The organism is Xanthomarina arctica (assembly GCF_014638915.1).
Taxonomy (GTDB): Bacteria; Bacteroidota; Bacteroidia; order Flavobacteriales; family Flavobacteriaceae; genus Xanthomarina; species Xanthomarina arctica.
In genome coordinates this window covers 198,824-215,236 of record NZ_BMFQ01000004.1, presented here as the reverse complement: position 1 = coordinate 215,236, position 16,413 = coordinate 198,824, and the positions used below count along the sequence as shown (strand labels likewise).

General features: G+C 31.8%; 23 protein-coding genes. 10 read left to right on the top strand and 13 right to left on the bottom strand.

Features of this window, described 5'->3' with window-relative positions:
- Window positions 1–94: 94 nt before the first annotated feature.
- Both IEV77_RS16010 and IEV77_RS16005 read left to right on the top strand, forming a co-directional pair.
- Entirely contained in the window at window positions 95–589 is a 495-nt protein-coding gene (locus IEV77_RS16010) for an RNA polymerase sigma factor (protein WP_188466661.1), read from the top strand.
- A gap of 4 nt (window positions 590–593) precedes the next feature.
- A complete protein-coding gene (locus IEV77_RS16005; RefSeq protein WP_188466659.1) occupies window positions 594–1,238 on the top strand; it encodes a DUF8845 family protein in 645 nt (214 codons plus the stop codon).
- 69 nt (window positions 1,239–1,307) lie between these two features.
- Here the strand turns inward: IEV77_RS16005 and IEV77_RS16000 are convergent, their stop codons facing one another.
- A complete protein-coding gene (locus IEV77_RS16000) occupies window positions 1,308–2,123 on the bottom strand; it encodes a lysophospholipid acyltransferase family protein (RefSeq protein ID WP_188466657.1) in 816 nt (271 codons plus the stop codon).
- Window positions 2,124–2,168: 45 nt separating this feature from the next.
- Window positions 2,169–2,810 carry an NUDIX hydrolase gene (locus IEV77_RS15995; protein WP_188466655.1) on the bottom strand — a complete coding sequence of 214 codons (642 nt, stop codon included), beginning with the start codon at window positions 2,808–2,810 and terminating at the stop codon, window positions 2,169–2,171.
- Window positions 2,811–2,881: 71 nt separating this feature from the next.
- On the opposite strand from IEV77_RS15995, the gene IEV77_RS15990 reads away from it, so the two are divergent.
- On the top strand, window positions 2,882–3,592 hold the full coding sequence (locus IEV77_RS15990; RefSeq protein WP_188466653.1) for a peptidylprolyl isomerase: 711 nt from the start codon (window positions 2,882–2,884) through the stop codon (window positions 3,590–3,592).
- 22 nt (window positions 3,593–3,614) lie between these two features.
- Here the strand turns inward: IEV77_RS15990 and IEV77_RS15985 are convergent, their stop codons facing one another.
- Entirely contained in the window at window positions 3,615–4,226 is a 612-nt protein-coding gene (locus IEV77_RS15985) for a trimeric intracellular cation channel family protein (RefSeq protein ID WP_188466651.1), read from the bottom strand.
- 204 nt (window positions 4,227–4,430) lie between these two features.
- Here IEV77_RS15985 and IEV77_RS15980 point away from each other — a divergent pair, with 204 nt between their 5' ends.
- Complete coding sequence (locus tag IEV77_RS15980) at window positions 4,431–4,853, top strand: DUF2141 domain-containing protein (RefSeq protein WP_188466649.1); 423 nt, start codon at window positions 4,431–4,433, stop codon at window positions 4,851–4,853.
- Window positions 4,854–4,948: 95 nt separating this feature from the next.
- Here the strand turns inward: IEV77_RS15980 and IEV77_RS15975 are convergent, their stop codons facing one another.
- Window positions 4,949–5,428, bottom strand: coding sequence for a Dps family protein (locus IEV77_RS15975; protein WP_188466647.1), 480 nt, complete (start codon window positions 5,426–5,428; stop codon window positions 4,949–4,951).
- Window positions 5,429–5,534: 106 nt separating this feature from the next.
- On the opposite strand from IEV77_RS15975, the gene IEV77_RS15970 reads away from it, so the two are divergent.
- Complete coding sequence (locus tag IEV77_RS15970; RefSeq protein WP_188466645.1) at window positions 5,535–6,473, top strand: LysR substrate-binding domain-containing protein; 939 nt, start codon at window positions 5,535–5,537, stop codon at window positions 6,471–6,473.
- Window positions 6,474–6,538: 65 nt separating this feature from the next.
- Here the strand turns inward: IEV77_RS15970 and IEV77_RS15965 are convergent, their stop codons facing one another.
- The 4 genes from IEV77_RS15965 to IEV77_RS15950 all read right to left on the bottom strand — a co-directional run bounded on the left by IEV77_RS15965 (window position 6,539) and on the right by IEV77_RS15950 (window position 9,471).
- Complete coding sequence (locus tag IEV77_RS15965; protein WP_188466643.1) at window positions 6,539–6,736, bottom strand: hypothetical protein; 198 nt, start codon at window positions 6,734–6,736, stop codon at window positions 6,539–6,541.
- Window positions 6,737–6,867: 131 nt separating this feature from the next.
- Window positions 6,868–7,668 carry a TIGR00266 family protein gene (locus IEV77_RS15960; RefSeq protein WP_188466641.1) on the bottom strand — a complete coding sequence of 267 codons (801 nt, stop codon included), beginning with the start codon at window positions 7,666–7,668 and terminating at the stop codon, window positions 6,868–6,870.
- 124 nt (window positions 7,669–7,792) lie between these two features.
- Window positions 7,793–8,248, bottom strand: coding sequence for a DUF4442 domain-containing protein (locus tag IEV77_RS15955; protein WP_188466639.1), 456 nt, complete (start codon window positions 8,246–8,248; stop codon window positions 7,793–7,795).
- Between the two features lie 35 nt (window positions 8,249–8,283).
- Window positions 8,284–9,471 (bottom strand): T9SS C-terminal target domain-containing protein, encoded by a 1,188-nt coding sequence (locus IEV77_RS15950; protein WP_188466637.1) that lies wholly within the window; start codon window positions 9,469–9,471, stop codon window positions 8,284–8,286.
- A gap of 131 nt (window positions 9,472–9,602) precedes the next feature.
- Between IEV77_RS15950 and IEV77_RS15945 the strand changes: the two genes are divergently transcribed.
- The 4 genes from IEV77_RS15945 (at window position 9,603) to IEV77_RS15930 (ending at window position 13,227) form a co-directional block, all read left to right on the top strand.
- Window positions 9,603–10,079, top strand: a complete 477-nt coding sequence (locus tag IEV77_RS15945; protein WP_229736697.1) for a DUF4870 domain-containing protein — start codon at window positions 9,603–9,605, stop codon at window positions 10,077–10,079.
- A 187-nt stretch (window positions 10,080–10,266) separates the two neighbouring features.
- Window positions 10,267–10,608: a PadR family transcriptional regulator gene (locus IEV77_RS15940; protein WP_188466635.1), complete on the top strand. Its 342-nt coding sequence runs from the start codon at window positions 10,267–10,269 to the stop codon at window positions 10,606–10,608.
- The gene (locus tag IEV77_RS15935; protein ID WP_188466633.1) at window positions 10,605–12,377 is read left to right on the top strand and encodes a PspC domain-containing protein; all 1,773 of its coding nucleotides are present in this window, start codon (window positions 10,605–10,607) and stop codon (window positions 12,375–12,377) included. The genes IEV77_RS15940 and IEV77_RS15935 overlap by 4 nt, the downstream gene beginning before the upstream one ends.
- Window positions 12,378–12,513: 136 nt before the next feature.
- On the top strand, window positions 12,514–13,227 hold the full coding sequence (locus IEV77_RS15930; protein WP_229736696.1) for a head GIN domain-containing protein: 714 nt from the start codon (window positions 12,514–12,516) through the stop codon (window positions 13,225–13,227).
- Between the two features lie 139 nt (window positions 13,228–13,366).
- Here IEV77_RS15930 and trxB read toward each other — a convergent pair whose 3' ends face one another.
- Both trxB and IEV77_RS15920 read right to left on the bottom strand, forming a co-directional pair.
- Window positions 13,367–14,347 carry a thioredoxin-disulfide reductase gene (trxB, locus tag IEV77_RS15925; protein WP_188466631.1) on the bottom strand — a complete coding sequence of 327 codons (981 nt, stop codon included), beginning with the start codon at window positions 14,345–14,347 and terminating at the stop codon, window positions 13,367–13,369.
- 121 nt (window positions 14,348–14,468) lie between these two features.
- Window positions 14,469–15,038 carry a hypothetical protein gene (locus tag IEV77_RS15920; protein ID WP_188466630.1) on the bottom strand — a complete coding sequence of 190 codons (570 nt, stop codon included), beginning with the start codon at window positions 15,036–15,038 and terminating at the stop codon, window positions 14,469–14,471.
- 94 nt (window positions 15,039–15,132) lie between these two features.
- Here IEV77_RS15920 and IEV77_RS15915 point away from each other — a divergent pair, with 94 nt between their 5' ends.
- The gene (locus IEV77_RS15915) at window positions 15,133–15,513 is read left to right on the top strand and encodes an arsenate reductase family protein (protein ID WP_188466628.1); all 381 of its coding nucleotides are present in this window, start codon (window positions 15,133–15,135) and stop codon (window positions 15,511–15,513) included.
- 34 nt (window positions 15,514–15,547) lie between these two features.
- Here the strand turns inward: IEV77_RS15915 and IEV77_RS15910 are convergent, their stop codons facing one another.
- The 3 genes from IEV77_RS15910 to IEV77_RS15900 all read right to left on the bottom strand — a co-directional run bounded on the left by IEV77_RS15910 (window position 15,548) and on the right by IEV77_RS15900 (window position 16,350).
- Entirely contained in the window at window positions 15,548–15,871 is a 324-nt protein-coding gene (locus IEV77_RS15910; RefSeq protein ID WP_188466627.1) for a hypothetical protein, read from the bottom strand.
- A gap of 110 nt (window positions 15,872–15,981) precedes the next feature.
- Complete coding sequence (locus IEV77_RS15905) at window positions 15,982–16,152, bottom strand: hypothetical protein (RefSeq protein WP_188466625.1); 171 nt, start codon at window positions 16,150–16,152, stop codon at window positions 15,982–15,984.
- 36 nt (window positions 16,153–16,188) lie between these two features.
- Entirely contained in the window at window positions 16,189–16,350 is a 162-nt protein-coding gene (locus IEV77_RS15900; protein WP_188466623.1) for a DUF1328 domain-containing protein, read from the bottom strand.
- Between the last annotated feature and the right edge of the window lie 63 nt (window positions 16,351–16,413).

The following is a 16,413-nucleotide window of genomic DNA, read 5'->3' as shown; positions in this document are numbered from 1 at the left end:
TAAACACAACTTAAAGACTATTTTTAAAGATTGTTTAGAGATTTTGTAACAAACAAAAACAAAAAGCTACATATAAGGTAGCTAAACCACCAATTTGAATAAAGAGTTAGAACATAGTTTTGTAGAGGAATTAGAGAAAAATCAGAACATTGTGCATAAGGTTTGTAGAATTTATACCAACAACCAAGATGCGCATAATGATTTATTTCAGGAAATTACCATACAACTTTGGAAAGCCTATCCTAAGTTTAGAGGAGATTCTAAATTTAGTACTTGGATGTATCGTGTTGGACTAAATACGGCCATAACTCTTTATAGAAAGCGAAAACGTTCCATAAGAACTGAAGATTTTGACGCTTTTGAATTCAAAATAAAATCAGAACCATACGACGATACAGAAGAAGAGCAATTAAAATTGTTATACAAAGCTGTACACCAATTAAATGACATTGAAAAAGCGCTTGTCTTTCTATATTTAGAAGACAAAAACTATAAAGAAATAAGTGAAACAATAGGAATTAGTGAAGTTAATGCGCGAGTTAAAATGAATCGCATAAAAACAAAGCTTAGAACTATTTTAAATCCGTAATCATATGGATGAATTAGAATTATTAAAAAAGGACTGGAAGAGCAATGAAGATACGAAGTATCCGAAACTTTCATATAAAGAAATCTATAAAATGATTTTGAAGAAATCTTCTTCGATAGTTAAATGGATTTTTATAATTAGCATATTAGAGTTTTTGTTATGGACAGGAATCTCTTTCTCCTTTAAAAATACAGATTATAATAAACGTTTTGAAAGTTATCATGCAGAAAACATCATGATTCCTTTGCTTATATTAGGATATATTATTTTGGCCTATTTTTTCTATAGATTTTATATAAACTATAGAACTATATCGGCTACTGATAGTGCTAAAATTTTAATGGAAAACATTTTAAAAACAAGACGAACCGTAAAGCAATATGTAGGATTTAACCTAATATACATGGCCGTTTCGGCATTTGTTGCTTTAGGGGTTCAGTTTGATAGAGATAAAGAAATGATCTCTCTTATGGATAAAGCATCGGCTAATGGAGAGATATTTAAATTCTATGCCATGACCATTATTCTAACCTTAGTATTCTTGGGTGTATTAATAGCCATCATACTAGGATTTTACTACCTGATATATGGTATATTATTAAAACGACTTAATTCAAACTATAAAGAACTCAAAAAACTGGAAGTCTAATAAAAAACTTCTTGAAACTGGATATCTAGATAGATAACCTCAAGGCGTAGCCTCGTGGAATTCTTTAAGTTAATAATGGTCCTCAAGGCGCCATTTTCTTAATTTATTCAATTCTTCCTGATCTTCTACTTCTTTTATAGGAATTACTTTTAAGAAAGATGGATGCTGTTCTATGGCATATTCTATTTTTTCAACAATATCCGCTATACTTTCATTTTCGTAATCAATAACCAAAGGTTGCTTAATTTCAAAAGATTGAAGGATGTTCTTCTTTTTAACACGAAGACCTTTTTTATCAAACGAACGTCTAAAGCCATCAATAACAATAGGGACAACAATAGGTTTATAATGCTTAATAATATGAGCAGTTCCTTTTCTAATAGGCTTAAAAGGTGTTGTGGTTCCTTGAGGAAAAGTAATCACCCATCCATCGTCAAGCGCTTTTTTAATATTAGAAATATCGCTCATCTTCACTTGTCGGTTAACATCTTCACCTTTGGCTCTCCATGTTCGTTCAATACTAATAGAACCTGCATAAGCTAGAATTTTAGGCAACAAGCCCGACTTCATGGTCTCTTTTGCAGCAACATAATAGATGTTCAATTTTGGGTTCCATAAATAACCTATATTTTTAATATTGTCTTCTCGATTACTTAAACTGGCATTAAAAACATGGAACATGGCGACTACATCGGCGAAATATGTCTGGTGATTAGAGATAAAAAGCACGTTTGTGTCTGGTAAATTCTTTATAATTTCGGAACCTTCAATTTGAAGTTCATTAAACCCTCTAAATCTGCGATGGGTTAAAGAACCTATAATTCTAATGACCCATTTTTTTACAAATAGTATATGTCCGAAAGGATTTCTTTTAAACAATCCCATAATTTTTTTAGTGTTAGGAAATACAAAGGTAATAAAACTGTCCTTTTACAAGAGTTCTTTTAACAAGTCTTTTATTTCACTGAGCATCATGGCTGTTGCTCCCCAAACCACATGTCCATTTAAATTAAAAGCAGGAACAAGCACGTCCACATTATAAGATGTTGAAACTGTTTTGGTTACAACATTATTCTCATTAATAAAATCAATTAATGAAATCTCTAAGATAGCTTCAACCTCCTCGTCTTGTTTTATAAATTTTGGCGTCATTCTAGAAATTCCAATAAAAGGTTGCACAAAAAAATTACTTGGTGGAATATATACTTGTGTTAATTTTTTTAAAACCTCAATATCATTTTGTGGCACCCCAATTTCCTCGAATGTTTCTCTAATAGCTGCCGCTTTTATAGAGCTGTCTGTGATTTCCAATTTTCCTCCAGGAAAACCAACTTGAGCAGAATGAACTCCTTTATAGGTTTTTCGCAAAATTAAAACCAAATGTGTTTGTTGCAAAGTATCTGGATAAAATAAGGCCATGACTCCCGCCATTTTCGCATCTTTTATCTGGTGACTCTGCTTTTCCTCCAAGGCTTCCCTAAAAGGTGGAGACATTTTTAACTGAGATGGTTCGGCTGGAAGTGGGATATTTTCTATTTTTGAAATCAGCTTACAAAATTTATCAAATTCCATGGTTTCTATTTACATATTAAACTGAAAGCAATCATTAATAAACCAGACATTATAAACATCTAAAGTTATTTATGAAATATATTTTTCTAATGCTATTTAGTTTCGTTTTATTGAATTGTGAAGATAAACAATCTGATAAAAAAACAAATACATCATCTCAAGAAACAAGTAAAATAAATAAAAAAAACAGTATCCCAGAAAATGAACTTGATGTAGAAATTAAAGATACTACACGTTTAACGGACGAAAACGCTATGGAATTTTTTCTTCAGTATGAAAGAGAAAATCCTGAAAACAAAGTTCGCATTACAACCAATCTGGGAGATATTGACATTTTGTTATTTAATGAAACGAAATTTCATAGGGCTAATTTCATCTTTTTAACGAAGCAAGATTATTTTGATGACACGCAATTTTATCGCGTAATTAATAATTTCATAATTCAAGCCGGGAATTCTGATAATGCAGAAGTTTCAAAAAAGCGCAATAGGATTGGCAGATATCTTTTACCTACAGACACCAAGCGAGGTTTTAAGCACGACAAAGGTGTTATTAGCATGCCAAGTAGCGATATTGAAAACCCTTATAAATTAGCCTCTCCATTCGAGTTTTTTATTGTGCAAAAAGAAGGAGGCGCCCATCATTTAGATGGAGATTATACAATTTTTGGAAAAGTGATTAATGGTATGGATGTGGTTGATAAAATCGCCAAACAAGAAACAGATGTTGCGGATTGGCCATTACACAATATATACATCGAAAAAGTAGAAATTATTGAATAGTTTTTCAACTTCGACTTCAATTTCAGTTTAATTCATTTTTATACAAGCTTGGTAGGCTAATTTTAAAACGAATAGCCAAAAGCCTTGTCAAGATAACGATACTTCCAGCAATTACAAAAGCTAGATCAATATCTATTGGGAGTTTTTTAATTAAAAAATATGAGAAACCACCCAAAATACAAGCAGTAGCATAAATTTCTTTTCTAAAAATAACTGGAATCTCATTACATAATATATCTCGAATAACACCACCAAAACAAGCAGACATAGTTCCTAAAGACACACAAATAATGGGACTTAAACCCGCAGAAATTCCTTTTTCTACGCCCACTACTGTGTATAATCCAATTCCAATGGTATCAAATAGCAACAATGATTTTCTTAAGTAATCGATTTTTTTTCTAAATACTACAGCAAATACGGTAGAACCAAAAATAACATAAACATAGGTCATGTTTTTCATCCAGCTAACCGGTGTGTCTCCTATTAAAACATCACGCAAAGTTCCTCCTCCTACTGCGGTTACAAACGCAATAATCAAAATACCAAAAGGATCCATTCTTTTATTTAAAGCAACTAGAACACCCGAAATTGCAAAAGCAATGGTTCCTAAAATATCAATGGCATAAAACATTCTTACTTATTTAATCAATATAATTAATGAGCAAAATAAAGATAATTACAAACCATTTAAAAGGTTTATGTTAAAAATCTGAATACAAAGAGCCAATAATTAACAATTCAAGGATATGAACCTACAGTTCAGTATCTTTACTTAGATTCCTTTTAACTTTTTGCAGATATTTGAAAAGTATTAATCAATTAAAATTTTATAAATATGAAAACACTAGCTTTAATTTTCTCACTTATTTTAACCACAGCTTTTTGTCAAGCTCAAGACGACACCGAAACATATAGTATTACTGTAAAAATAGATAATGCTTTAAACGATGAAGGAAGTATGCTGATTGGATTACATTCTGAAGATACTTTTATGAAAGGACAAGGTTTAGAAAACATAAAAAGTGCCATTGTGGATGGAAAAGTAGAAGTTACTTTCGACGACTTAGTACCAGGAACCTATGCGATTATGGTATTTCATGATGCAAACGACAATGGTAAAATGGATTTTGACGCTACTGGTATGCCTCTAGAATCTTATGGCATGTCCAATAACCCAATGCTTTATGGTCCACCAAGTTTCACAGACGCCAAATTTATATTAGAAAACGACGATTTAGAATTACTGATTAGATTTTAAGTTTCAAAACTTTTTATAAAAACAAAAGCGACTTACTTCGACTACGCTCAGTAACCGAAAAGTCGCTTTCGTTTTGCTATTAATTGTAATTTAATTTATACGGTTTCGCCTAACCAAGCTTTCATCATCCAAACCGTTTTTTCTTGTTCGGTAATAAAGTCACTCATCATAGAGTTCGTTCCTTCATCGTTTGCTTCCCCAGATTTATCCAGTAGGTTACGTTCTATGTGTAATAATTCTGCTAACGATTCAACTATTAGTCTTACTGCTTTCTCATCTTGAGATATATTTTTTCCAACTGGTACTTTTGCCAATTTTGTATAATCCTCGAAGGTGTGTAGCGGTGTTTCACCTAAAGTTAAAACACGTTCAGCTATTTCATCTACTTTTAAGTTGGCATCTGTATATAGTTCTTCAAACTTCACGTGTAAATCGAAGAAGCGTTTTCCTTTAATATTCCAGTGAATACCTCTTAAGTTTTGATAATATATTTGAAAATTAGCTAATAAGCCATTTAAATCTTTCGCTATGTCTTTAGTCTTTTTTTGATCTAATCCGATACTATTAAGTGTCATAATCTACGTTGTTTTTATTGTTCATTCAAAATTACAAGATATTTAACAAAATTAATCATAAATTTTATTGATAGATTTTATATTTTTATAGTCTAAATTGATACTTATGACTATCACTCAATTATACTATGTTTTAGCAGTTGCCGAGAACCAAAATTTCACTAAAGCGGCACAAAAATGTTTTGTTACCCAACCAACTTTAAGTATGCAGATTCAAAAACTGGAGGATGAATTAGACATACTAATTTTCGACAGAAGTAAAAAGCCCATTGAACTAACAGATGTAGGTAGAAAAATAGTAAACCAAGCTAAAAACATTGTTAACGAGTCTTATAGAATACAAGATATTGTAGATCAACAAAAAGGTTTTATTGGTGGCGAATTTAAATTAGGTATCATTCCTACCATCATGCCGACACTTCTACCTATGTTTTTAAAAGCTTTTATAAAAAAGTATCCAAAAATTAAACTTAAAATAGAAGAACTAACCACAGAAGATATTATTTCCAGATTAAACGAAGGACATCTGGATGCCGCTATTGCAGCCACACCACTAGAAACAGAGAGTATTAAAGAACGTGTATTGTATTATGAGCCCTTTGTAGGTTATATTCCAGAACACCATAGATTACACAGCAAACAAAAGATTAGTACCGCAGATTTAGACATCGACGACATGTTATTATTGGAAGATGGACATTGTTTTAGGGATGGCGTTATTAATTTGTGTAAGACATTTAAAAATCAAGCAGATACTAGTTTTCAATTAGAAAGTGGCAGTATTGAAACACTAATTAAGCTATCCAATGAAGGTATGGGAATGACACTTCTTCCCTATTTACACACTTTAGATTTAAATGAAAAATGCAAACAAAATTTACATTTCTTCAATGAGCCAAGCCCAGCAAGAGAGGTGAGCTTATTATATCATAAAAGTGAATTAAAGATGCAAATAATAGAAGCGATGCAAGATGTTATTTCGGGTATTATTAGAGGAGCCATAAAATTTCAAAATGTGGAAATTATCAGTCCCTTGCCGAAATAATTTAAAGTTCCAGAATTTCAAATAAAGGAATAAAAAAAGCGACCTGTTGGTCGCTTTTATTTTTATTATTCTTTCAAATAGATTAGACATTGATTTAAGTCGGGATTTTGCTGTACAAGAGATTCTATAAAAATCTTTAGTTCTTCAATTTCATACGGTAATAATCGTTGAAGGGCTTTTTGTACTTCTTTGCAAAACAACGTAGCATCAAAACTTACCTTATTTAGTACAGTTTTGGTGTACTCGAACATTGCTCTAGCCATGATATTTTTTAGGTTTTGGGTTTAATAAAAGTAGATTTGTTAATAGGCTATCATTTAGTTTAGTTTTATAAATTTAATAAAAAAAAGGGTCTCTTTTTAAATTAAACATAATTTTAACAATCCTTTTGGTGTTAAAATTTATTATCTCCATCTAATAAATTCCCTAACCCTCCAAGGATGCTACCTTCACCTTTATCTTTTCCTCCACCTTGAGGTGCAGAAGCCAAAACGCGACCTGCTAATCTGCTAAACGGTAAAGACTGAATAAAAACGGTTCCTGGACCTTGTAGTTTCGCAAAAAACAAGCCTTCGCCTCCAAAAATGGTATTTTTTATACCTCCAATAAATTCTATATCGTAATCTATATTTTGGGTAAAACCAATGATACAACCTGTATCGACTCTTAAAACTTCGCCAGATTTTAATTCTTTTCTAACCATGGTACCTCCTGCATGAACAAAAGCCATTCCATTGCCTTCTAATTTTTGCATGATAAAACCTTCGCCACCAAATAGGCCGCGACCTAGTTTTTTACTGAATTCTATTCCAATACTCACTCCTTTAGCGGCACATAAAAAAGCATCTTTCTGACAAATAAACTTGCCATTAAAAGCAGTTAAATCAATTGGAATTATTTTTCCTGGATAAGGTGATGCAAAACTTACTTTTCGCTTTCCAGAAAGGGTATTGTAAAAAGCCGTCATAAATAAACTTTCTCCCGTAAGAATCCGTTTTCCAGCTCCAAGAATGGAATCTAAAAACCCTTTATTCTTTGATGAACCATCTCCAAATATGGTTTCCATTTGGATGCCATCGTCCATCATCATAAAACTACCTGCTTCAGCCACTACAGCTTCTTGCGGATCTAATTCTATTTCAACAAACTGCATTTCTTCACCATAAATCTTATAATCTATTTCGTGTGCTAGCATAGTACTGTATTTTGTTAAGTTGTCTAATGTATTAGTTGCCTATTATGATGATTTGTTACACATTTCTTTAAAACCTCAACAATTATTGACTTAAAATTGTTGCCTGATTATTAAAAATTAATATCTAAGATTTTAATTTTAGAGTCCATTCAAACTTAAAACTAGAAACTTCTATACCTTCTGCATTGGTGCCATTAACATGCATCCAAATAGTTTGACCTTCGTCAGTTTCAATAGCCTTTTTTATAATTTCTTCCACCTCTAGGCCTTGATTACAAACAAACGTAATTCTACCGGTGGCCTTTTTATGAAAACTCGCATTATTATTAGCTACCAACATAGAAATATTCTTACCACTAGCTCTAATTTGTTGCATCATTAACGCACCTGTTGTTAGCTCTGCCGCCATGCCTTGAACAGCCCAAAACATAGAATTAAATGGGTTTTGATTAATCCATCGATGTTTTACGGTAACGACACATTTTTCATTATCTAGGTATTTTGTTCTAACACCAGTTAAAAAGGCTGATGGTAATTTTAATAACAAAAAGAAATTGAGTTTTCTGGGATTTATTTTCATTTACAAATAGGAGATTATTATTTTTAATTAAAAAACTACTTTTTTTCAACTATAAAAGATGGAGGGAATTCGGTTTTAAAAAAACCATTCCAACTGCTGGCAAACATTACTTTTGTTCCATCTCTATTAGGTACTGCTTGCGCTTGTTGTTTGTAATTATCTTTATAAGTTGCATGATGCAAACCAAATTTCTCGATTGTATTGCTTCCATCTAATTTAATCGCAAACACTTCCTTTTCTCCAATGGTCTTACAACAACCTTCACTTACATAAGCCCAACCTGGTCTGTTAGTATTTCTACAACTTATATGACCATGCCAAACACCATAAGCTTTAGTATAAGTGAAAATAGGAGTTTTTAAGCCATCACTCAATCGAACCATCATTAAATAATAATGTTTATCTCTTTCCGAATCGTCACCAAACGACACATGAACTTCGTTTCCTTCTGTATCCACTCCTAAATCTGAATGCGTATTATAATCATCCAGATGTCTTTCGTTAGTTAAATCTATATCATAGACTTTCATGCCTTCTCTTTCTCCACTTCCATGAGTTCCCCAACTAACCACAGCATAATTACCTAAAGGACTTACAGAAAACCAATCAAATTTATCTTTTGAACCTATATGTTTTGTACCCACTATAGTTGAGTTTAATATATCGAAAACTATTAGGGTTATATCATCAAAATTTTCACCTATAAGTCCAATATATCTGTCGTCATTAGACGTATTTCCTTCACCGAAACCATATTTAATCTCTTGATATTCACTAAAAGTGTACAGGGTTTGACTTGTATTTATAATAATATTATAGGAAACTAATTTGTTTTTAGACGTGCCATACATGATATTTGGGTTAGTATTTGCCCAAGTTGCTGAACTTGGAATATCTGCCCATTGTACAAATTTATACGTATTCGCATCAAGAATGGCTGCAGGATATCCAGAGAGTTTTATATAGGTTTCATCACTATTCCAAGGCGAGTCTTTACTATAGTGATGACGCAACTTTTGGGTATCTCCGCCAAAAACTTCAACATCGCTTATTCTGGTTACTTCCAAACCAAACCCATTTGTAAATGGTACCAAATATTCTGGCGAATTCGTTGGGGGTTGATAGACTTCCCAAGTTGTTTCCATAATATTTTCTGCTACCGGAAATGTTTGTGAAAAACAACTGGAACAGACCAAAAATAGGACATAAGTCATTTTTCTCATCTTAATGAAATTTTAAGTTTAGCATTTTGAACCATGGTACAATTTAACAAATATAACTGAATTACCATTTGTTAAATTTTTGTTAAATTTTAGTACTTTGTATTGCATAATACCTTCTTTAAGATATATATTTGCATAAGAAACTATTATATGCTTTTAAAATGATCGATACTAACCAAAGAAATATTGCCACGTTTATTCACTTATCAACCTTCTCTAGGTTTATTTTTCCACTAGGAAATTTTATTGGACCAATTGTATTGTGGGTTGCAAATAAGGATAAATCTGACTTTATAGATTCTCATGGAAAACAGGCTTTAAATTTTCAGCTAAGTATTTTACTATATGCTATTCTTTTAGGTATGCTAACCATTCCTTTTTTTGTGTTTAACTTTTTCGATGGTTTCAACTTTTTAGATATCGATGCTTTTAACAGCATCCATATTAGCTTAACCAAACCTTCTCCTCTGCTATACATTACTGGTGGATTAGGATTTGTAGCAGTAATTGGTTTTATACTAGAATTAGTTTTTATAGTAAAAGCAAGCTTGGCTGCAAAGGAAGGTCAAGATTACAAGTACCCATTAACAATCAACTTTTTAAAATAAATCATCAATCCTCCTTCAAAAATCAACTTTACAAATTGTTGGAGAAAAATCAATAATAAAAAAATGAACAGTTTAAAACAATTAAAAACGCTTAGAATATGACACAAGTATTATTTAAAGCATCAAAAAAAATAGTAGGTCTAAAATGCGAATTGCATGAAACCTTAATTAAAAATAGCATAGACATATGAAAATTGAAAACACAAAGGCACAAATGAGAAAAGGTGTCCTAGAATACTGCATATTATCTGTCTTAAAAGATGAGGACGCTTATGTTGCAGAAATTTTAGGAACTTTAAAAGACGCCAAGTTGTTAGTTGTTGAAGGAACCATCTATCCATTACTAACACGCCTTAAAAATGCTGGACTTCTTAATTATAGATGGGAAGAATCGACCTCGGGACCACCAAGAAAATATTACGGTCTTACAGAAACAGGCAAATTGTTTCTAAACGAATTAAACACCACTTGGAGTGAATTACAAAATGCAGTTAATATAGTAACCAGTCAAAAAACTACAACAAAATGAATAAAACAGTCAACATAAATTTAGCAGGTATATTTTTTCATATAGATGAAGATGCATACGTAAAATTACAACGCTATCTTGAGGCTATAAAACGTTCATTTACCGACTCTCAAGGACGTTCTGAAATCATTTCTGATATTGAAGCAAGAATCGCCGAACTTTTTAGCGAACGCATAAAACATGAAAAACAAGTTATTGGAAATAAAGAAGTTGAAGAAGTAATCACCATTATGGGACAACCAGAAGATTATTTGGTTGATGATGAAATCTTTGAAGACGAACCAAAATCTTCTTATCAAAGCAGACCATCTGGACGCTCTAAAAAATTATTTAGAGACACAGACAACTCTTATATTGGAGGTGTAGCATCTGGAATTGGTCATTATTTAGGTATCGATCCACTTTGGGTACGTTTACTATGGATCTTACTTGCCATTGGTTCTGGTGGAACATTTATCTTTATATATATATTATTCTGGATTTTAGTTCCGGAAGCAATGACAACTGCCGACAAGTTAACCATGACTGGCGAGCCTGTTAATATTAGTAACATCGAAAAAAAAATTAAAGACGGGTTTGAAAATGTGTCACAAACCGTTTCAGATACTGTAAAAAACATTGATGTTTCTAAACAAAGTAATAAGATAAAATCCAGTTCCAAATCTTTTTTTGATACGCTTGGAGACATCATTATGTTTTTTCTAAATATTTTCGCCAAATTCATTGGAATCATTTTAATTATAGTTGGAGCTTCTACATTAATTGGTTTGATTATTGGCTTCTTTACAGTTGGAATTTCAGATATTATTAATGTTCCGGGCTTCGATTTTATTGATGCCGCCAATGCAGCAAACACACCCGTTTGGCTAGTATCCTTATTATTGTTTTTTGCCATTGGAGTGCCGTTTTTCTTTGTATTCTATTTAGGATTGAAAATTTTAGTGAATAATTTAAAATCTATTGGTAACATTGCTAAATTCTCCCTATTAGGCGTTTGGTTATTAGCTATTATAAGTTTAATTGTTATTGGTGTTAAACAAGCCAGCGAACATGCTTTTGATGCAAGTGTTACAGAAAAAGTAAGTCTGAATATTAGAGCAAACGACACTTTAAATATTAAAATGTATGGCAACGATACTTATAAGAAAAGTATTCATAGAAATGGTGGTTTCCAATTAGTTTATAATGAAGAAGACGAAAAAATAATATTCTCTTCGGATGTAAGACTCATTGTAAGATCCACAAAAGATAGTGTGGCTTCAATCAATATTGAAAAAAGCGCTGAAGGCAGCAGTTATCAACAAGCTAAAGAACGTGCAAAAAACATTCAATATAACTATACGTTAAGGAATAACGAATTGATGTTAGATTCATATTTAACAACTGAATATGAAAACAAATTTAGTGATCAAGAAATAGAAATTATTCTATATCTCCCAGAAGGAACCACTTTAATTGCAGACGATAACACTTCTAGTTTCCATAGTAATACGAGTCGATATAACGATATTTTAGATAATGGCATGGAAGGATTTCTCCTAAAAATTATTGATAATGGCATTCTTTGTGAAGATTGTCCAGAAGATATAAATATTAATATAGACATCAATAATAACAACTCCAGGGTTAAAATAGACGAGAATGGTGTAGATATTATATCGAACGATTCTAGTTTAAAAATTAACGAACAAGGTGTAAAAGCCGAGAGCGAAAGTGTGAGAGTTGATATAGACGAAAACGGAATCAATATTACAACAGATGGAAACTAATCAATTCATCTATAAAAAAGAACAGTTCAGGAATATTTCGTTTCTAAACAGTTATAAATAATCAATCTTTGAATTACTAATCAACCACCCTCCTACGCTTCTAAGCTTCGGAGGGTTAATCAAAAATCGAACAGATATGAGTACACTAACAAAAATTTCAGCATCCATTATTCTAGCCATCCTAATGATGTCATGCAATTTCGACATGGGAGTTAAGGGAAACGGCGAAGTTTCCACAAAAGAAAGAGCATTAAATGAGTCTTTTAATGCTGTAAAAGTAAGTCGAGGCCTCGATTTATATTTAACACAAAGCAACGCAGAACGTTTAACAGTTGAAGCCGACGAAAATCTTCATGATATTATTACTACAACTATTGAAAATAATGTTCTGGTTATTTCTACAAGTGAAAATATTGGAAGAAGTACTTCGAAAAAAATTCATTTAAATTTTAAAAATCTTCAAGTTATTACAGCTACTAGTGGCAGCGAAGTTTATTCAACAAATACCATAAAGGCTACAGACTTAGAATTAGATTCGACAAGTGGCAGTGATATGGAATTAAATATTCATACCGATACGGTTATTTGCAATTCCACCAGCGGCAGCGATATGGAGCTTTCTGGAAAAACAACAACCTTTATTGCGGAAGCTTCAAGCGGAAGTTCTATTGAAGCTGAAGATCTAGAGTCAATCAATGCACAAGTTGTAACTTCTAGTGGTGGAGATATTGTTGTTAACACCCAGGAGCTAACTGCGAAAGCCTCTAGTGGCGGAGATATTAGATATATAGGGAATCCCAACATTCTTGAAAAAAGTGATGGCGTTTCTGGGACTATAAAAAGAGATTAATATAATTATAAAGAAATTTTCACCTTATTTGGGTTGGAATAGTCTTAAAAAATGACACCTTACTTTTCCCAAAGTTCCTAAAAAACAAAAAACCCGAAAACTTTCATTTTCGGGTTTTTAAATATATAAATTATTCTAATTAATTATAGTTAGAAGTAGATACTTCAAACGAAGAGTCTTTTGCAGCCAACCATCTTTCTGCATCTAAAGCGGCCATACAACCAGTTCCTGCTGCCGTAACAGCTTGTCTGTACACATGATCTGCTGCGTCTCCAGAAACAAAAACACCTTCTATATTAGTTTTAGATGTTCCCGGTACATTAATAATATAACCCGTTTCGTCTAAATCTAAAAAACCTTTAAAAATATCTGTATTTGGTTTGTGACCAATAGCTACAAAAAATCCAGTTACTGGAATCTCGTGCTTTTCATTCGTTTTGTTATTAAAAACACGTACACCCGTAACTACTTGGCCATCGCCTAAAACCTCATCAGTTTCAGTATTGAATAAGATTTCAATATTCTCTGCGTTTTTTACACGAGCTGCCATAATTTTGGAAGCTCTAAACTCGTCACGTCTTACCAACATGGTTACTTTTTTGCAAAGTTTAGATAGATAATGAGCTTCTTCGCAAGCAGAATCTCCTGCACCAACAATAACGACTTCTTGATTTCTATAAAAGAAACCATCGCAAACGGCACAGGCTGAAACACCTCCACCTAATTTTAAGTATTTTTGTTCAGAATCTAAGCCTAAATACATTGCCGAAGCTCCTGTAGAAATAATAACTGTATCACAATGAATTTCTTTAGTATCATTAACCCAAACTTTATGTACGTCACCAGAAAAATCAACTTTAGTTACCCAACCATCTCGCACATCTGTTTCAAAACGTTCGGCTTGCTTTTGTAATTCTATCATCATATCTGGGCCAGTAATACCATCTGGATATCCTGGAAAATTCTCAACTTCATTGGTTGTCGTTAATTGGCCTCCTGGTTGTGTTCCTTGGTATAAAACAGGTTTCATATTTGCTCTGGCAGCATAAATTGCTGCAGTATATCCTGCAGGTCCAGATCCTATAATTAGACACTTTACTTTTTCTATTGTTTCAGACATAATCGATTGTAATTTTATATTACAAAAGTAGAATTTTTAAAAGAAACCTTACATGAAACTTATTAAAAGTTATTATGACGATATAAGCCTTTATTATTTACATTCTTCAATGTGTCTAATTCTAAGACTTGTTGTCCTTTTCTAAATCCTTTCTATCTTTCTTGGCTTTTTCTTTCTCATGATACAAAAGTGGATGATCTTGTTTTAGGCCAACAATCAGAATGATATTACTCACTGTATTATACAACATTAAAATAACCACCACCATTAAACCACTTAACATGGAAGACATAATTAATGTTGCCCAATAAATAACTTTAAACCAAATGGTTGGTACATTGTCTGCTTCTGTAATAGGAATATTAAACAACTGAAATAAGATAAGGGTAATAATAAAAAGGAAAGTGTCTATTTTAGCAATACTCATAACTCCTAAATAATGACTGTCTTTTAACTTAGATTTTGTTCCTGAGCTAATTCCTAATAAGGTTAAAAGTAAGGCCAAAATGGTTGCAGATGCTAAAATTATGGTATTACAAAGCATGTTAATTCCCATTAAAGAAGAACCTAAAAGAATTCTTGCTTCATAACCAGAAATATTACCTAGTAAAAAAACACTTATAGCGATTATTACAAACGTTATGATTCCGCCAAAAATGGCACGTTTATTTTGTTTTAAAAATTCTTTCATGGTGCTTAAGCATGTTTAAATGAATTAAGATTATAATTTTTACAGTTAGATTATCAAGCCATTAAAAAGTAGATTTATTTTCTAAAAAAAAATTATGGGAACTATTGCCACAAATCAAAATCAAGTAATTCTTTATTATCATTCTGAAACATCTTTAGGTAAACAAGCCTATGGCTTTTTACAAGCAACAAATAAAAAGATATTGGCTATTGATATTTCAAAAACTAAAGTTACTGGAATGCAATGGCTTGAAATTTCAGAGAATTTAAATACCATTCTTTCTAAGCTTGTTAATCAAGAACATCCAAATTTCAAGGCAAATTTCGATTCTGGAATTAATTTAGATAAAGAAGATTGGATAAAAGTGATCCAAAATTATCCTGAGACCTTGCGTTGTCCTATATTAATTGATGGTGATAAATATTATTTAATTGAAATACCTTCCGAGATTTCTAAACTTTTAGAAAAAGAATAAATACATAAAAGTCTCTTTATAAGGATATCAAGTCTTAGATATCATCATTGGAATGATCATTCTGCTTTGGAATCCTCTTAAAAAAGTCATCAACATCTGTATCACTTTTGGCTCCGTAACTGGCAGTAACCATTCCTTTAAAATCATCATCTGTTTTTATAATATATAAAATTGACATGTCCGACGGATTACTTAATCCCTCAAATCGATGTTCTCTTTCTATAGTAATTTGTTCAGGTTGATACGTGTTTTTACTCTCAAGCTCAATTAATAAATCGTTTTCACACTTAAAATTACTTGTATAACCTTTGTCCTGATATTTTTTTATAACGTCTAATTCGTTTCTTTCCTGTTGCATAATTGTATGTTTTTTTTAAATGAAAAAGGCAGATTCGCTATTATAAAATCGCTTATCTGCCTTTACTACCAAACCAACTAACTAATTTTTATAAATTTGTGTTTTTATTATTAGTGTACTACATCGTCAACTGCATCTCCTACTTCATCTGCAGCGTCATCTACTGCATCTCCTACATCGTCTGCGACGTCTTCAATACTATCGTTTTTTTTCTCTCTACAACTTGGTAATACCAAGGACATAGTAAATGAGAATAAAAATATATAAAATAATTTTTTCATGATTAATGGTTTTAAGGGTTAGTGTTTATACTCTAATTAAATTTTCTTCTTTCCCATGAATAATGAGACGATAAATAGCACGATAAAAATGAAAAATAAGATTTTAGCAATTCCTGCTGATGCTCCAGCAATTCCACCAAATCCTAAAACTCCGGCTATAAGTGCGATAATAATAAAAGTGATTGTCCAACGTAACATAATATTTGTTTTTATGGTTAATATTAGAAAACTGGCTATCAGATTTCTATAATATAAAGGTCG

What these genes read in the sequence shown, in the direction of transcription:
- IEV77_RS15980 (WP_188466649.1), top strand. Translation starts at nt 4,431, where the DNA reads ATGAAAACACTAGCTTTAATTTTCTCACTTATTTTAACCACAGCTTTT.
- IEV77_RS15955 (WP_188466639.1), bottom strand. Translation starts at nt 8,248, where the DNA reads ATGAAAATAAATCCCAGAAAACTCAATTTCTTTTTGTTATTAAAATTA.
- IEV77_RS15905 (WP_188466625.1), bottom strand. Translation starts at nt 16,152, where the DNA reads ATGAAAAAATTATTTTATATATTTTTATTCTCATTTACTATGTCCTTG.
- IEV77_RS16005 (WP_188466659.1), top strand. Translation starts at nt 594, where the DNA reads ATGGATGAATTAGAATTATTAAAAAAGGACTGGAAGAGCAATGAAGAT.
- IEV77_RS15930 (WP_229736696.1), top strand. Translation starts at nt 12,514, where the DNA reads ATGAGTACACTAACAAAAATTTCAGCATCCATTATTCTAGCCATCCTA.
- trxB (WP_188466631.1), bottom strand. Translation starts at nt 14,347, where the DNA reads ATGTCTGAAACAATAGAAAAAGTAAAGTGTCTAATTATAGGATCTGGA.
- IEV77_RS15990 (WP_188466653.1), top strand. Translation starts at nt 2,882, where the DNA reads ATGAAATATATTTTTCTAATGCTATTTAGTTTCGTTTTATTGAATTGT.
- IEV77_RS15915 (WP_188466628.1), top strand. Translation starts at nt 15,133, where the DNA reads ATGGGAACTATTGCCACAAATCAAAATCAAGTAATTCTTTATTATCAT.
- IEV77_RS15940 (WP_188466635.1), top strand. Translation starts at nt 10,267, where the DNA reads ATGAAAATTGAAAACACAAAGGCACAAATGAGAAAAGGTGTCCTAGAA.
- IEV77_RS16000 (WP_188466657.1), bottom strand. Translation starts at nt 2,123, where the DNA reads ATGGGATTGTTTAAAAGAAATCCTTTCGGACATATACTATTTGTAAAA.
- IEV77_RS15975 (WP_188466647.1), bottom strand. Translation starts at nt 5,428, where the DNA reads ATGACACTTAATAGTATCGGATTAGATCAAAAAAAGACTAAAGACATA.
- IEV77_RS15935 (WP_188466633.1), top strand. Translation starts at nt 10,605, where the DNA reads ATGAATAAAACAGTCAACATAAATTTAGCAGGTATATTTTTTCATATA.
- IEV77_RS15950 (WP_188466637.1), bottom strand. Translation starts at nt 9,471, where the DNA reads ATGAGAAAAATGACTTATGTCCTATTTTTGGTCTGTTCCAGTTGTTTT.
- IEV77_RS15960 (WP_188466641.1), bottom strand. Translation starts at nt 7,668, where the DNA reads ATGCTAGCACACGAAATAGATTATAAGATTTATGGTGAAGAAATGCAG.
- IEV77_RS15910 (WP_188466627.1), bottom strand. Translation starts at nt 15,871, where the DNA reads ATGCAACAGGAAAGAAACGAATTAGACGTTATAAAAAAATATCAGGAC.
- IEV77_RS15965 (WP_188466643.1), bottom strand. Translation starts at nt 6,736, where the DNA reads ATGGCTAGAGCAATGTTCGAGTACACCAAAACTGTACTAAATAAGGTA.
- IEV77_RS15970 (WP_188466645.1), top strand. Translation starts at nt 5,535, where the DNA reads ATGACTATCACTCAATTATACTATGTTTTAGCAGTTGCCGAGAACCAA.
- IEV77_RS15985 (WP_188466651.1), bottom strand. Translation starts at nt 4,226, where the DNA reads ATGTTTTATGCCATTGATATTTTAGGAACCATTGCTTTTGCAATTTCG.
- IEV77_RS15920 (WP_188466630.1), bottom strand. Translation starts at nt 15,038, where the DNA reads ATGAAAGAATTTTTAAAACAAAATAAACGTGCCATTTTTGGCGGAATC.
- IEV77_RS15900 (WP_188466623.1), bottom strand. Translation starts at nt 16,350, where the DNA reads ATGTTACGTTGGACAATCACTTTTATTATTATCGCACTTATAGCCGGA.
- IEV77_RS15995 (WP_188466655.1), bottom strand. Translation starts at nt 2,810, where the DNA reads ATGGAATTTGATAAATTTTGTAAGCTGATTTCAAAAATAGAAAATATC.